The sequence below is a fragment of the Mesorhizobium album genome, assembly GCF_033977205.1.
In the GTDB taxonomy this organism is placed as follows: domain Bacteria; phylum Pseudomonadota; class Alphaproteobacteria; order Rhizobiales; family Rhizobiaceae; genus Mesorhizobium; species Mesorhizobium album.
On the sequence record NZ_JAVIIW010000011.1, the window covers coordinates 24,445 to 37,683 of the forward strand.

General features: G+C 64.0%; 15 protein-coding genes. 12 read left to right on the forward strand and 3 right to left on the reverse strand.

What is annotated here, in order from left to right; translation table 11 throughout:
- Window positions 1-270 precede the first annotated feature (270 nt).
- The 4 genes from RFN28_RS11520 to RFN28_RS11535 all read left to right on the forward strand — a co-directional run bounded on the left by RFN28_RS11520 (window position 271) and on the right by RFN28_RS11535 (window position 3,367).
- Window positions 271-633: a YkvA family protein gene (locus RFN28_RS11520; RefSeq protein ID WP_320287465.1), complete on the forward strand. Its 363-nt coding sequence runs from the start codon at window positions 271-273 to the stop codon at window positions 631-633.
- Between the two features lie 274 nt (window positions 634-907).
- Entirely contained in the window at window positions 908-1,414 is a 507-nt protein-coding gene (locus RFN28_RS11525) for an invasion associated locus B family protein (RefSeq protein ID WP_320287466.1), read from the forward strand.
- Between the two features lie 253 nt (window positions 1,415-1,667).
- Window positions 1,668-2,903, forward strand: coding sequence for a dual-specificity RNA methyltransferase RlmN (rlmN, locus tag RFN28_RS11530; RefSeq protein WP_320287467.1), 1,236 nt, complete (start codon window positions 1,668-1,670; stop codon window positions 2,901-2,903).
- Window positions 2,900-3,367 (forward strand): hypothetical protein, encoded by a 468-nt coding sequence (locus RFN28_RS11535; RefSeq protein WP_320287468.1) that lies wholly within the window; start codon window positions 2,900-2,902, stop codon window positions 3,365-3,367. The genes rlmN and RFN28_RS11535 overlap by 4 nt, the downstream gene beginning before the upstream one ends.
- Before the next feature lie 15 nt (window positions 3,368-3,382).
- Here the strand turns inward: RFN28_RS11535 and RFN28_RS11540 are convergent, their stop codons facing one another.
- Window positions 3,383-4,024, reverse strand: a complete 642-nt coding sequence (locus RFN28_RS11540) for a LysE family translocator (RefSeq protein WP_320287469.1) — start codon at window positions 4,022-4,024, stop codon at window positions 3,383-3,385.
- 182 nt (window positions 4,025-4,206) lie between these two features.
- Here RFN28_RS11540 and RFN28_RS11545 point away from each other — a divergent pair, with 182 nt between their 5' ends.
- Together RFN28_RS11545 and RFN28_RS11550 are read left to right on the forward strand one after the other, a co-directional pair.
- A complete protein-coding gene (locus RFN28_RS11545; protein ID WP_320287470.1) occupies window positions 4,207-5,430 on the forward strand; it encodes an argininosuccinate synthase in 1,224 nt (407 codons plus the stop codon).
- A 152-nt stretch (window positions 5,431-5,582) separates the two neighbouring features.
- Complete coding sequence (locus RFN28_RS11550) at window positions 5,583-6,170, forward strand: hypothetical protein (protein WP_320287471.1); 588 nt, start codon at window positions 5,583-5,585, stop codon at window positions 6,168-6,170.
- Window positions 6,171-6,282: 112 nt separating this feature from the next.
- On the opposite strand, the gene RFN28_RS11555 is transcribed toward RFN28_RS11550, so the two are convergent.
- On the reverse strand, window positions 6,283-7,080 hold the full coding sequence (locus tag RFN28_RS11555; protein WP_320287472.1) for a lytic murein transglycosylase: 798 nt from the start codon (window positions 7,078-7,080) through the stop codon (window positions 6,283-6,285).
- A 309-nt stretch (window positions 7,081-7,389) separates the two neighbouring features.
- Between RFN28_RS11555 and RFN28_RS11560 the strand changes: the two genes are divergently transcribed.
- The 6 genes from RFN28_RS11560 (at window position 7,390) to rpsP (ending at window position 12,801) form a co-directional block, all read left to right on the forward strand.
- Complete coding sequence (locus RFN28_RS11560; RefSeq protein WP_320287473.1) at window positions 7,390-7,992, forward strand: DUF1236 domain-containing protein; 603 nt, start codon at window positions 7,390-7,392, stop codon at window positions 7,990-7,992.
- Between the two features lie 157 nt (window positions 7,993-8,149).
- Window positions 8,150-9,091: a CPBP family glutamic-type intramembrane protease gene (locus RFN28_RS11565; protein ID WP_320287474.1), complete on the forward strand. Its 942-nt coding sequence runs from the start codon at window positions 8,150-8,152 to the stop codon at window positions 9,089-9,091.
- Window positions 9,092-9,158: 67 nt separating this feature from the next.
- The gene (locus RFN28_RS11570) at window positions 9,159-10,100 is read left to right on the forward strand and encodes a glycosyltransferase (RefSeq protein WP_320287475.1); all 942 of its coding nucleotides are present in this window, start codon (window positions 9,159-9,161) and stop codon (window positions 10,098-10,100) included.
- A gap of 285 nt (window positions 10,101-10,385) precedes the next feature.
- On the forward strand, window positions 10,386-11,963 hold the full coding sequence (gene ffh / locus RFN28_RS11575; protein WP_320287476.1) for a signal recognition particle protein: 1,578 nt from the start codon (window positions 10,386-10,388) through the stop codon (window positions 11,961-11,963).
- Window positions 11,964-11,969: 6 nt separating this feature from the next.
- The gene (locus tag RFN28_RS11580; protein ID WP_320287477.1) at window positions 11,970-12,296 is read left to right on the forward strand and encodes a chorismate mutase; all 327 of its coding nucleotides are present in this window, start codon (window positions 11,970-11,972) and stop codon (window positions 12,294-12,296) included.
- Between the two features lie 106 nt (window positions 12,297-12,402).
- On the forward strand, window positions 12,403-12,801 hold the full coding sequence (rpsP, locus tag RFN28_RS11585) for a 30S ribosomal protein S16 (RefSeq protein WP_320287478.1): 399 nt from the start codon (window positions 12,403-12,405) through the stop codon (window positions 12,799-12,801).
- Window positions 12,802-12,880: 79 nt separating this feature from the next.
- On the opposite strand, the gene RFN28_RS11590 is transcribed toward rpsP, so the two are convergent.
- Window positions 12,881-13,144, reverse strand: coding sequence for a YMGG-like glycine zipper-containing protein (locus RFN28_RS11590; protein WP_040974682.1), 264 nt, complete (start codon window positions 13,142-13,144; stop codon window positions 12,881-12,883).
- Between the last annotated feature and the right edge of the window lie 95 nt (window positions 13,145-13,239).

A 13,239-nucleotide genomic window follows, 5' to 3' on the forward strand; every position in this document is an offset into this window, starting at 1 on the left:
CAGTGTGACTGCAACCGCTCCAGCGTCGTCATCCTCGGGCGGAGCAAGGAGCGAAGCGACGCGGCGCAGAACATAGGATGACGATCGGAGGGATGCCTCGGCTAATTACCAGACCAAGGCAATTGCCAACTCAGCTTACTTGCTGGCCGACGTTCCCCGTCCGATTTTCCGAGCCGAGATCCGCCCGAACTCTTGCAGCAAGCTGGCGCTTCCCCCACATCTCCCGCGGCGAACCGACGTACAAGGACACGCGCGGCCAGGGAGACATTGATGGCGCAGGAATCCGGTTTTGATTTCTTCGGCTTCGGCGACAAGCTCGCCGGCGAGGGCGAGGTGCGCGAGAAATTCTGGCGCACCGCCAAGAAGGCTGCACGGCAGATACCGTTCATGGACGAGGTCGTCGCCGCTTATTATTGCGCGCTGGACAAGGACACGCCGCTGCGCGCCAAGGGCATCCTGCTTGCCGCGCTCGGCTATTTCGTGCTGCCGGTGGACTTCATCCCCGACTTCGTTGTCGGTCTCGGTTTCACCGACGACCTCGCCGTGCTGACCGCCGCGATCACCGCCGTCAGCGCTCACATCACACCCGCGCACCGGCAGGCCGCCAGGGACGCCTTGGCCGACAAGCGCTGACACCGAGGCGCAGCTGACTTCAGGCCGGTGCAACGAGACCGCGAAACCGCCCGCGCGAAAAGACAAACTCTTGCCGTTTTCGTAGCCTCCAAGTTCGCGCCGGGACATCGGGACTGCCGCGTGGAAGCGGCGGCGCGAAAGGTGGCGGTTTCCTGGGGGTGAGCTCCTTTTCTTAAGGAAAATTCACCGTTTGGTAACCCTGATTAAATCAAAATGAAGCGACGGCAGGACGCCACGCGGCCGCCTCCGCACCAGTTGGAATACGGGAAGAACGATGCGCGGATTGATTGCTACAGTTTCCAGCCTGGTCCTTGCGGCCGCCTTCGCGGCGCCGGCGCTGGCGCAGCAGGCGACCAAGATCGGCCAGCACAATGCCTGGGGCACCTACAGCTATCAGTCGGCGGGCGGCAAGGTCTGCTACGTGCTGACGGTGCCGACCGACAAGCAGCCGCCGACGCTCGACCACGGCGACATGTTCTTCTTCGTCAGCCAGCGCCCTGGGCAGCAGGTCTCGTACGAACCGCAGTTCATCGCCGGCTACAATTTCCAGGAAGGCTCCAAGGCCACCGTCACCATCGACAAGAAGACCTTCTCGATGTTCACCCGCGGCAAGTCGGCCTGGGTCGAGAATGCGGCCGAAGAGCCGGTGCTGATCGCTGCCATGAAGACCGGCACCGACATGAAGGTGCAGGCGAAGTCCGGCCGCGGCAACCCGACATCCTATGTCTTTTCGCTGAAAGGCATCTCGGCCGCGCTGGCCTCGATCGCCAAGTGTAAATAGGCAAGGCCTTCCCTTCTCCCCTCATAGGATCTTGTGGGAGAAGGTGGCCGCGAAGCGGCCGGAAGGGGTGTTCCAGGGAACGCCGACGCCTCATTTCTTCCATCACCCTCAACCGTCTCGGCGCTCCGCGCCGATCCACCTTCTCCCGGAAGAACCCACCCGCATGACTCCGGCCGCAACCTGTGCTATGCGCCGCGCTTCATTTCGGGCACGATGCTGAAATCGGCCGCAAACCGCTTATATTGGCGCAACCATGACCCTTTCATTCGATCTGACCGCCGAGGGCGCACGCGACGCCTTGCGCGCCCGCTCCGCGCCGGCCGAGAAACCGTCGCTGATCGGCCTGACCCGCGCCGAGCTCGGCGCAGTCCTCGTCGAGGCCGGCATCGTGCCGGAGCGCCAGGCCAGGATGCGCGCCCAGCAGCTCTGGCACTGGATGTATGTGCGCGGCGTCTCCGACTTCGCGCATATGTTCAACATCTCCAAGGAATCGCGCGCCGAGCTCGACAGGCATTTCACCGTCGCGCGGCCGGAGATCGTCGAGGAGCAGATCTCCTCCGACGGCACGCGCAAATGGCTGTTCCGCTTCCCGCCGCGCGGCGCCGGCCGACCGGTCGAGATCGAGACCGTCTACATCCCCGAAGAAGGGCGCGGCACGCTCTGCATCTCCTCGCAGGTCGGCTGCACGCTGACCTGTTCCTTCTGCCACACCGGCACGCAGAAGCTGGTGCGCAACCTGACGACGGAAGAAATCCTGGCGCAGCTGCTCACCGCGCGCGACCGGCTGGGCGACTTCCCCGACCGCGACACGCCGGACGGTGCCATCGTCCCGGCCGAGGGCAGAAAAGTGTCCAACATCGTCATGATGGGCATGGGCGAGCCGCTCTACAATTTCGAGGCGGTCAAGAAGGCGCTGCTGATCGCCTCCGACGGCGACGGCCTGTCCCTGTCGAAGCGCCGCATCACGCTCTCGACCTCGGGCGTGGTGCCGGAGATCGCCCGCACCGGCGAGGAGATCGGCGTCATGCTGGCGATCTCGCTGCATGCCACCAATGACGATCTGCGCGATCTCCTGGTGCCGATCAACAAGAAATATCCGCTGAAGGAACTGATCGCTGCCTGCCGCGCTTACCCCGGCCTCTCCAACGCCCGCCGCATCACCTTCGAGTACGTGATGCTGAAGGACGTCAACGATTCGCTGGACGACGCCAAGGCGCTGGTGAAGCTGCTCAAGGGCATTCCGGCCAAGATCAATTTGATCCCGTTCAATCCGTGGCCCGGCACCAATTATCAGTGCTCGGACTGGGAGACGATCGAGAAGTTCGCCGACTACATCAACAATGCCGGCTACGCCTCGCCGATCCGCACGCCGCGCGGCCGCGACATTCTGGCCGCCTGCGGCCAGCTGAAATCGGAGTCGGAACGCATGCGCAAGGCGGACCGGCTGGCGCTGGAAGCGATGATGATCGCGGGGCACGGCGAGGCGTGAGGCGTATCATCGCCTATCTCGTCCGCTTCGCCGTCATCCTGATCGGCTATGTTGTGGCCTCGCTGGCGGCGAGCGCCTTTCTCAACGCGCTTTTCCTCGGCCATTTCGGCTATGCGCCGGAGCCCGGGCACCCGACGATCGCGCCCGCGCTCTATTTTTCGGTGCCTTTCGTGGCGCTGTTCGTCGCCTATTTCGGCTTCATGCCGGCGGCCGTCGTCATCCTGATCGCCGAAGTGCTCGGCCGCCGCGACTGGCTGTTCTACGCGCTGGGCGGCGCCGTCATCGCCGTCGTCTTCCTCGGCTTCGCGCATAATGTCAGCGACGGCGATTTCGACATCACCGGCACCAATGCGAGGCTCGCGATCGTCGGCAGCGGCATGGTCGGCGGCATCTTCTACTGGCTTTCCGCCGGCCGCTGGGCCGGCACCTGGCGCCGCGAGCCCTTGCTCGACCCAGAATCCTGATCGCTGCGCTGCGGTTTACTTCGCCTGCGCCGTCAGGATCTTGAGCGCGAAGGCCGAGAACACCCCGCCGAAGCAATAATCGACCACGCGCGTGACGCGCGGGCTAGCCTTCATCGCCGCCGCGAATTTCTCCGCCGCCAGCACCATCGGCGCCGTCACCGGTATCGACAGCACGATGAACATCATGCCGAGGAAGAAGAGCTTGCCCGGCGCGTTCGGGTCATGCGCGGAAACGAATTGCGGCAGGAACGTCATGAAGAACAGGATGATCTTCGGGTTGAGCAGGTTGACGCCGAGCCCGGCCGCCCAGCTGCGGAACAGCGATATCCGCGGTCCCGTCTTCTTCTCCGGCGAGAAGGCCGAGCCTTTCGTCACCGCCTGCCAGGCCAGGAACACCAGATAGCCGGCGCCGAAGATCTTGAGCGCGAAGAAGGCCATCGGCGAGGCCACGATCAGCGCCGAGACGCCGACCACCACCAGCGTGGTATGGATCAGCGTGCCGCAAAGCGCCCCGGCCATCGAGGCAAAACCGGTGGCTCGGCCCTGGCTCAGCGTGCGCGAAACGAAAAGCGTCATGTCCGGTCCCGGCGTGATCGCCAGGATGACGGTGGCGATGGCGAACTGGATCAGCGTGGTTGTGTCGGGAATAAAGGACATTGCTCGCCCCTGCGGGATGGATCGCAGACCCTATAGCGCAGCCACTTCCGCTTCGCCAGCAACTGCCGACGGGAAGGTCTGGCCCAGCTTCCGCCAGCGCCCTGCGCCCGTTCGTCTCTTGCATGAGCCGGAAACGGCGTGATACTCGCCCCCCGAACCTTTTACCCGCGGAACCGCCAACAATGTCCAAGACCAAAGACGTGAAGAAAGTCGTGCTCGCTTATTCCGGCGGGCTTGATACCTCGATCATCCTGAAATGGCTTCAGACCGAGCTCGGCGCCGAAGTGGTCACCTTCACCGCCGACCTCGGCCAGGGCGGCGAGCTGGAGCCGGCCCGCCGAAAGGCCGAGATGATGGGCATCAAAGACATCCGCATCGTCGACGTGCGCGAGGAATTCGTCGCCGACTTCGTCTTCCCGATGTTCCGCGCCAATGCCGTCTATGAAGGCACCTATCTGCTCGGCACCTCGATCGCCCGGCCGCTGATCTCCAAGCATCTGGTCGAGATCGCAAAAGAGACAGGCGCCGACGCCATCGCCCATGGCGCCACCGGCAAGGGCAACGACCAGGTCCGCTTCGAGCTGTCGGCCTATGCGCTGAACCCCGACATCAAGGTCATCGCACCGTGGCGCGACTGGTCGTTTAAGTCGCGCACCGACCTGATCAATTTCGCCGAGCAGCACCAGATTCCGGTGCCGAAGGACAAGCGCGGCGACGCACCGTTCTCGGTTGACGCGAACCTCCTGCACTCGTCTTCGGAAGGCAAGGTGCTGGAGGACCCGTGGAGCGAACCGCCGGAATTCGTGCACCAGCGCACCGTCTCGCCGATGGATGCGCCCGACGTCGTCACCGAGATCGAGATCGAGTTCCTCAAGGGCGATCCGATCGCGCTGAACGGCAAGAAGCTGTCGCCGGCCAATATGCTGGCCGCGCTCAACGACCTCGGACGCGACAACGGCATCGGCCGCCTCGACCTGGTCGAGAACCGTTTCGTCGGCATGAAATCGCGCGGCGTCTACGAGACCCCCGGCGGCACGATTCTGCTCGCTGCCCACCGGGCGATCGAGTCGATCACGCTCGATCGGGGCGCCGCCCACCTCAAGGACGATTTCATGCCGCGCTATGCCGAGCTCATCTACAACGGCTTCTGGTTCTCGCCCGAGCGCGTCATGCTGCAGGCGATGATCGACAAGAGCCAGGAAGACGTCGAAGGCACGGTGCGGCTGAAGCTCTACAAGGGAAACGTCATCGTCACCGGCCGCAAGTCGAAGAAGACGCTTTATTCGGACGCGCTGGTCACCTTCGAGGACGACCGCGGCGCCTACGACCAGAAGGACGCCGAAGGCTTTATTCGCCTCAACGGGTTGCGGCTGCGCACGCTGGCGGCGAGGAATCGCAAGGGATGATCTAAGAAAGACAGCCATGAGGAACCCGGCGCCTGCGCCGGGTCCTTATTCGGCATTTCTAATATAGTCGAAGTTACTCGCCGAGAAAGGATTGCTGTTGACCTTTCGGCGACTTCATCTAGGCTCCCTCGCGGGATCGAGGGGGCTTAACTTTGAAAAACGGTATTTCTCTACTGCTTGCGGCGGTCGTCGCTGCCATGGCGTGCCAACCCTCACAGGCGGCCGCTAAGCGTGACCCGAAGCCGAATTTGGACAAATGCGTCGCGGCCGTCCAAGCATGGAACATCACATTAAAGCACGATACCGCCTCTTTCATGGGCGTATCGCTGGAACGCATGCCGGCCCTGTTCTGCCAGCGCCTTGCCGAAGGGATACGCAGCGGGCGCATCAGCTACTCCGACATAAACAGGCTGCAGCTCGACCAACCGACCGAAATCTGGTTGGTCATTAAGGGCAAGCCAGAGCCGGCCGCGGTTACGCAAGCCCCGGCGCCGCGGACGTCCAACTTCCGCAATTGCACCGGTAGAGACGGCATCTTCCAAGTTCCCGCTTCCCGGAAATGCCCGGCGGGCGGCTACGGGCATTTCGAGCAGCCGTCCGAAACGGACATTCAGGCCAGGTCAAAGACGGCCTCGGCGGCGCCGCGGTCGTCCAACTTCCGCAACTGCACTGGTATTGCCGGCACCTTCCAGGTTCCCATCTCCCAGAAATGCCCGTTGAGCGGCTACGCGCATTATTGAGAGCGATGTGATGAGGTCGAACCTGGTCGTCCCGAGTGATCGGGTTTCGACCCCTGCTCCATAAACAAAAGCCCGGCGCATGGCCGGGCTCTCTGTGGAACGGAGGTGTCCGTCAGTCGGAGTCGATCGCCTCGGCGATGCGGGCAATGGCCTGCTGGTAAACGCTGGCGGAATTCCATCCGGCAATGGCGCCCATATTCGCCTCATAGCTCGCGCCGGCCTGCCAGCCATGACCTTTGAGGAAGTTGGCGGTGGAGGCGAGCGCCGTGTTTCTGTCGCGCAGATTGCCGCTGCCGACGCCGTACTTCAAGACGTTGCCGGGCAGGAACTGGGTGTGGCCGATCTCGCCATGCATGGCGCCGACCGACGAGGCGCTCAACGCGCCGCGGTCAACCAGCTTCAGGGCCGCGATGGCATGCGGGGTAAAATAATCTGGGCGGCGGCAATCATAGGCCAGCGTCACGATGGCTGAGACCGTGTTCTGGTTGCCCATGGAGGCGCCGAAGCCGGTCTCCATGCCCCAGATGGCGAGCAGCACGCCCGGCGGCACGCCATAGGTCCGCTCGATATTGGCGAACATCGCCGCGTTCGACTTCTTCAGCGCCCGGCCCCTGGAGATGATCGCGGACGCGCCGCGGCGCTTCATGAATTCTTCCACCGAGCCGCTGAAAGCCTTGTGGATGGCGCGGTCGGCGGCGATCGTCCTTGTTGCGTAGGTCGCGCCGGCCAGCGCCGACAGACCCCTCTGGCCTACGCCCTCGGCTTGTGCTTCCGCGGCAAACTGCTGCTTCCAGGTGTCGAAGCCGGCACCGTTCTTGCCGCAGCTGCCTCCTGCCTGCGCGGCTGTCGCCAGCCCGAGCACCGCCGCCGCGGCGGCCACGAAAATCCTTCCCTTGGCAAGAAATGCCATGTTGCTCTCCTGATTGCCTGAATCACGTCCCGGTTGCGAATTTGCCAGTGAAACGCCTGGTTGTCACCGCCCTCACGGGAGGACACGCAGCGCCCGATGCTGGCGAATGCCGGGCAATTTGCGCACGATCAAGCATTTATTATGGCAGGCCTGCCTCAAGGAGGACGTCGGGCGCAAGCTGGCGCTTCCTTGCGCCCTTCGACCGGTTTGCCGAAAGAAGGTGGAACAATTCGTGAGCACTTTAGCCGGAACGCATAATGTCTGGTTTCGTTTTCGAGCCCGAGGGAGCGTTGAAAACGGAGAAAAACCATGAAGAGCGTATTGTTTCCGGCGCTTGCCGGTGCGCTGCTCGCCATGTCGGGCACAGCCCTTGCCGATACGCCCGTCTCGGCCGTGACGGACCTGAACGTCCGCGCCGGCCCCGGTCCGCAATATCCAGTCATCGGCGTGCTGGCGGCCGGCCAGTCGGCCACGCTCAGAGGCTGCATCGAAAACAGCAAATGGTGCACTATCGCTGAAGCCGGTGGCAATGGCTGGGTCTATTCCGACTATGTGACCGGCGATTTCGGCGGCAGTCGGGTCGTCGTGACGCGCCGGCCGGCCGATGCCGGCATTGCCGTGGTGTCGCCGCCCGCCGACGACGTCTATACGCAGGACGACTACACCGGCGCCATTGTGACAGGCGAACCGGTTGAGCCGATCGTCAGGCCGCCGGCCGAGGTGGGCACCTATGTCGCCACGCATCGCGTCGAACCAGTCTACCTCGAAGGCGAAGTCGTGACGGGTGCCACTCTTCCCGACACGGTCGAGTTGAATGCAATTCCAGACTACAACTACCGCTACGTCTATGTGAACAACCAGCCGGCGCTGGTCGATCCGGGCACGCGCCGCATCGTCTATGTGATGCGCTGACCAGGCGTTTATAGTGTGAGGCCGGCCGCCGGCGATTGGCGGCCGCCTTTTTCGGTGAGACGGCAACCTAGAAACGTGCCCTGCGATGAGGGCGATTGCGCGCGAGACGCCGATCTCCTATTTCATGCGACCCTAAAGTATTCGGCTGGGGACCCGCGTGACCATCGACAGTGCTGCCTTCGGGCGCTACCGGCGTTCGCCGAACGAGAAAACCACTCTGCCGCGGCTTCTGCTGGGCACGGTGATCGTCGTTTTCTTCTGGCTCGCCATGACAGGCCTCGTGCTCTTTGTCGGCACCTATGCCTACATCGTCTGGCGTTTGCCTGGTCCTTCGACCGGGCAGTACATGCAGGACTTCCTCGCTTCGCCCGTCGGCATCCTCACGGCTCTGGTCTCCTTTGCCGGCATCTGGATCGGTCTTTGGGTGGCGATGCGCTTCGTCCATGGCGAGCCGCTCGCGGCGCTGATCGGCGCAGACCGCCGCATCTCGCGCGGCGGTTTCCTGAAGGGCCTGGTCGCGGTTCTGATCACCTCGTTGTTCTCGGAGGTCCTGCTCTATTGGTTGCAGCCGGAGATCTCCCGCGGATCGATCGCGTTTCCATCATGGCTCTCCTTCCTCGTGCCGATCGTGCTGCTCACCTTCCTGCAGACATCCTCGGAAGAGGCTCTGTTCCGCGGTTATCTGCTGCGCGGCCTCGCCAGCCGGTTTGCCAGCCCGCTGATCTGGGGCGCGCTGCCCGGGCTTTTGTTCACCGCTCTGCACTGGAGCCCGGCCTCGACGCTTGCCATCAATGCCTGCGTGCTGGTCTCGATCGCCGCCTTCGCGCTGCTCCTCACGCTGTTGGTTTATGTGACCGGCAATCTGGGTGCAGCCTTCGGCGCCCATCTCGGCAACAACCTGACCGGCTTCCTGCTGATCTCGCACCAGCAGAGCTACAATGCCTTCGCTTTGTTCAACGCCAAGCCGCTCGAAGGCCCGGGCTGGACGAATTGGGACGCCGTTCTCATCGCCGCGATCGGCATCGTAAGCACGCTTTTGACGATGCTCTTGCTGTTGCATCCACGCTCGCCATTGAAGGTCGGGACGGAGCGACCATGATCCCAAAGACGGGAAACCGGTTTTCGGATAAGATCATGGTCTATCGGAAAGCGGGCGGGCTCATCTGATGCGCATCACGCTGGTGGCGGAGCGCGCCATTCCCTGCAAGGGCTATGGCGGCACCGAGCGGCAGGTCGACTGGCTTGCTAAAGAGCTTTCGCGCCTCGGCCACCGGATTGTCCTGATCGCCGGCCGCGGCTCCAGCCATCCGCTTTGTGAAGTGCGCCATGCGTCTTCGGCGGCCGAGTGCCGCGCCGCGATTCCGGCCGACACCGATATCGTGCATTTCAATGGCTGGTACATCGAAACGTCACACCCGGCGCTCTACACGATGCACGGCTTTGCCCCGGGATTCCCGAAACGGGGGTGGAACTGGAGCTTCGTCAGCGCCAGCCATGCGCGCAACCATGGATGGGAAACCTTCGTCTACAACGGCTTTCCGATCGATGCCTATCGCCTCGCCGCCGCCAAGACGAACCGGCTGCTGTTTCTGGCCGGTATCGCGCGGGCCGGCAAGAACCTCAACCGGGCCGTCGATCTCGCCAGAGCCTTCGATTTCCAGCTCGACATCGCCGGCGGCTCGCGCTGGCTGCTTCTGCAGCGCACGAAGGTTCGTCGCCAGGGTGTCTTCTTCAAGAGTCTCAGCCGTCGCTTCAGTTACCACGGCACCGTCGATGGCGATGAGAAGCTGCGCCTGCTCGGAGAGGCCAAGGCCTTCCTCAACCCGATCGCCTGGGAGGAGCCATTCGGCATGGCGCCGGTCGAGGCGATGCTCTGCGGCACGCCGGTGCTGACGACGCCGCGCGGCGCGCTGCCGGAAATCGTCGATGATGCCACCGGACGCCTCTTCGACACCGACGCCGAGTTCGCGCAAGCCTTGGCCGAGATCGCCGCGCTCTCGCCCGAGCGGTGTCGGGAATCCGCGGCCGACCGATTTCCCATCGCCAGGACGGCACAAGGGTATCTCGAGCTTTACAAACGCATTCTGGACGGCGAAAGGCTGCCCTGAACCGCCTTGATCGCGGCGTTTGGCTCTCAAAACGGCCCAAGCCTTGACTCCGGCCCCGATTTCCTGTCTAGACGCGCACGAATTCCGCGACGAGTACTCCTCCGCGAAAGCCGACCAGGACGCCGAAGCCTCTTTGAGGCAAGAGCTGTAAACCGATCCTGGAGGTCAACACCCGGCAGCGCGATGCGCCCCCGGGTGCTTTTTGGCTTTGCGCTTTTGCTTGGCGACCCGGCGCGAACGCACTACCTCTCGGGTCGAACCCGAACCGAGATCGAAGGACGATAGATGTTTGAATCCCTTCAGGAGCGCCTTGGCTCCATCCTGAACGGCCTGACCGGCCGCGGCGCGCTGTCCGAGGCGGATGTCTCGGCGGCGCTGCGCGAGGTGCGCCGTGCGCTGCTAGAGGCGGACGTGGCGCTGGAAGTGGTGCGCTCCTTCACCGACAAGGTACGCGAGAAGGCGGTCGGCGCCGCGGTGCTGAAGTCGATCAAGCCCGGACAGATGGTCGTCAAGATCGTCCATGACGAGCTGGTCGACATGCTTGGCGCCGAAGGCGTCGCCATCGACCTCAACGCGCCGGCGCCCGTCGTCGTGATGATGGTCGGCCTGCAGGGCTCCGGCAAGACGACGACCTCGGCCAAGATCGCCAAGCGCCTGACCGAGCGGCAGAACAAGAAGGTCCTGATGGCCTCGCTCGACACGCGGCGCCCCGCCGCGCAGGAGCAGCTGCGCCAGCTCGGCGAGCAGGTGAAGGTCGCCACGCTGCCGATCATCGCCGGCCAGAGCCCGGTCGACATCGCGCGCCGCGCCGTGCAGGCGGCGAAGCTCGGCGGCCATGATGTGGTCATCCTCGACACCGCCGGCCGCACCCATATCGACGAGCCGCTGATGGTCGAGATGGCCGACATCAAGAAGGTGTCGGCGCCGCATGAGATCCTGCTGGTCGCCGACTCGCTGACCGGCCAGGACGCCGTCAACCTCGCCAAGAGCTTCGACGAGCGCGTCGGCATTACCGGCCTGGTGCTCACCCGCATGGATGGCGACGGCCGCGGCGGCGCAGCCCTTTCCATGCGCGCCGTCACCGGCAAGCCGATCAAGCTGATCGGCACCGGCGAGAAGATGGACGGGCTGGAGGAATTCCACCCCAAGCGCATCGCCGACCGCATCCTCGGCATGGGCGACATCGTCAGCCTTGTCGAGAAGGCCGCCGAGACCATCGACGCCGAGCAGGCGGCGGCGATGGCCAAGAAGATGCAGTCGGGCAAGTTCGATCTGAACGACCTGGCCCAGCAGCTTCAGCAGATGTCGAAGATGGGCGGCATGGGCGGCATCATGGGTATGATGCCCGGCATGGGCAAGATGAAGGACCAGCTTGCCGCGGCCGGCTTCGACGACAAGATGTTCCGTCGCCAGCTCGCCATCATCTCCTCGATGACCAGGGAGGAGCGGGCAAACCCCGACATTCTGAAACACTCGCGCAAGAAGCGCATCGCTTCCGGCTCCGGCACCGACGCGGCCGAGATCAACAAGCTGCTCAAGATGCATCGCGGCATGGCCGACATGATGAAGGCAATGGGCGGCAAGGGTAAGGGCGGCGGCCTGATGCGCGGCATGATGGGCGGCCTTGCCTCCAAGATGGGCCTTGGCGGCATGATGCCGGGCGGCGGCATGCCGGACCTCTCCAAGATGGATCCGAAGCAGCTCGAGGCCTTGCAGAAGCAGGCCCAGGCTGCCGGTCTCGGCAAGAGCTTGCCGGGCGGATTGCCCGGTGGCGGTCTGCCGGGCCTGCCCGGCGGCATGAAGTTGCCGGGTCTTCCCGGCCTCGGCGGCGGTGGGCTGCCAGGCCTTGGCAAGAAGAAGTGAGGGGCGATGAACGAGGAGAAGGACATGGCCGAGGCACGCGCCATTCTGGCGGGCTACCGCGCTTCGATCGACAACATCGACGCCGCCCTCATCCATATGCTGGCCGAGCGCTTCCGCTGCACCAAGGCGGTCGGCGTGCTGAAGGCCGAGCATGGCCTGCCGCCCGCCGATCCGGCGCGCGAGCAGCAGCAGATCGCCCGCCTGCGCCAACTGGCGAAGGATGCGCATCTCGATCCGGATTTCGCGGAGAAGTTCTTGAACTTCGTCATCCGCGAAGTGATCCGTCACCACGAACAGATCGCCGCTAACAACGGCGTGACGAAAGCCGGCTGAGGACGTGCATGTCGCCCAAAAGTGCGCAGCGGTTTTGGGACAACGACTTGCACAAGACAAAGCCTCAACCCGATCAACGAACTCAGAGCTTTTTAGGAGATAAACAATGGCACTGAAGATCAGACTGGCCCGTGCGGGCTCGAAGAAGCGTCCCTACTACCATGTCGTCGTCGCCGACGCCCGTTCGCCGCGCGACGGTCGTTTCATCGAGGCGCTCGGCTCGTGGAACCCGCTGCTGCCGAAGGACGGCGAACGCGTGAAGGTCGATGCCGACCGCGTCAAGCATTGGCTCTCGCACGGCGCCCAGCCGACCGATCGCGTTCTGCGCTTCCTCGACGAGGCGGGCATCGCCAAGCGTTCGGCCCGCTCGAACCCGCAGAAGGCCCTGCCCGGCAAGAAGGCGCAGGAGCGCGCCGCCCTGCTGAAGAAGGCGCAGGAAGACGCCGCTGCCGCCGTTGCGGCCGCGACCGCAGCGCCGGCCGAAGAAGCCGCTACCGCCGAGTAATCCCGGCTTCCGTTTTTTGCTGGCCAAAAGAACGGCGGGCCTTTGCCCGCCGTTCTTTTTTGGATCCGGTTGTCGGTACTCAATAGCCAGCCGGGCAGCGCGCGATGTAGACGCGCCCGTAACGGTCGCGGTAGCGGCACTGGCCGCTTTCGCTGGCATGACCGATCAGCGCGCCGGCTATGGCACCGACGGCACCGCCGACGACGGCCCCCTGGGTCGGATTGTTGGCAACGGCAGCGCCGACGGCTGCGCCGCCCAGGCCGCCAATCGCCGCCCCTTTTTCTGTTTGCGAGCATGCGGTCAGCGCAGCCACCACGGCCGCCAGGACCATCATCTTTGTCATCGTCACTCCTCCCGAAAGGGAAACGCCTCCACACGCCTGGGTCGATAACGCACGAAAGCGTGAATTGATCCCACTTGGAGATGCGCAGCGGTCTT

Bases quoted from the DNA above. Each gene is read 5' to 3' on its own strand.
- RFN28_RS11520 (WP_320287465.1), top strand. From the start codon at position 271: ATGGCGCAGGAATCCGGTTTTGATTTCTTCGGCTTCGGCGACAAGCTC.
- RFN28_RS11525 (WP_320287466.1), top strand. From the start codon at position 908: ATGCGCGGATTGATTGCTACAGTTTCCAGCCTGGTCCTTGCGGCCGCC.
- rlmN (WP_320287467.1), top strand. From the start codon at position 1,668: ATGACCCTTTCATTCGATCTGACCGCCGAGGGCGCACGCGACGCCTTG.
- RFN28_RS11540 (WP_320287469.1), bottom strand. From the start codon at position 4,024: ATGTCCTTTATTCCCGACACAACCACGCTGATCCAGTTCGCCATCGCC.
- RFN28_RS11545 (WP_320287470.1), top strand. From the start codon at position 4,207: ATGTCCAAGACCAAAGACGTGAAGAAAGTCGTGCTCGCTTATTCCGGC.
- RFN28_RS11555 (WP_320287472.1), bottom strand. From the start codon at position 7,080: ATGGCATTTCTTGCCAAGGGAAGGATTTTCGTGGCCGCCGCGGCGGCG.
- RFN28_RS11560 (WP_320287473.1), top strand. From the start codon at position 7,390: ATGAAGAGCGTATTGTTTCCGGCGCTTGCCGGTGCGCTGCTCGCCATG.
- RFN28_RS11570 (WP_320287475.1), top strand. From the start codon at position 9,159: ATGCGCATCACGCTGGTGGCGGAGCGCGCCATTCCCTGCAAGGGCTAT.
- ffh (WP_320287476.1), top strand. From the start codon at position 10,386: ATGTTTGAATCCCTTCAGGAGCGCCTTGGCTCCATCCTGAACGGCCTG.
- RFN28_RS11580 (WP_320287477.1), top strand. From the start codon at position 11,970: ATGAACGAGGAGAAGGACATGGCCGAGGCACGCGCCATTCTGGCGGGC.
- rpsP (WP_320287478.1), top strand. From the start codon at position 12,403: ATGGCACTGAAGATCAGACTGGCCCGTGCGGGCTCGAAGAAGCGTCCC.
- RFN28_RS11590 (WP_040974682.1), bottom strand. From the start codon at position 13,144: ATGACAAAGATGATGGTCCTGGCGGCCGTGGTGGCTGCGCTGACCGCA.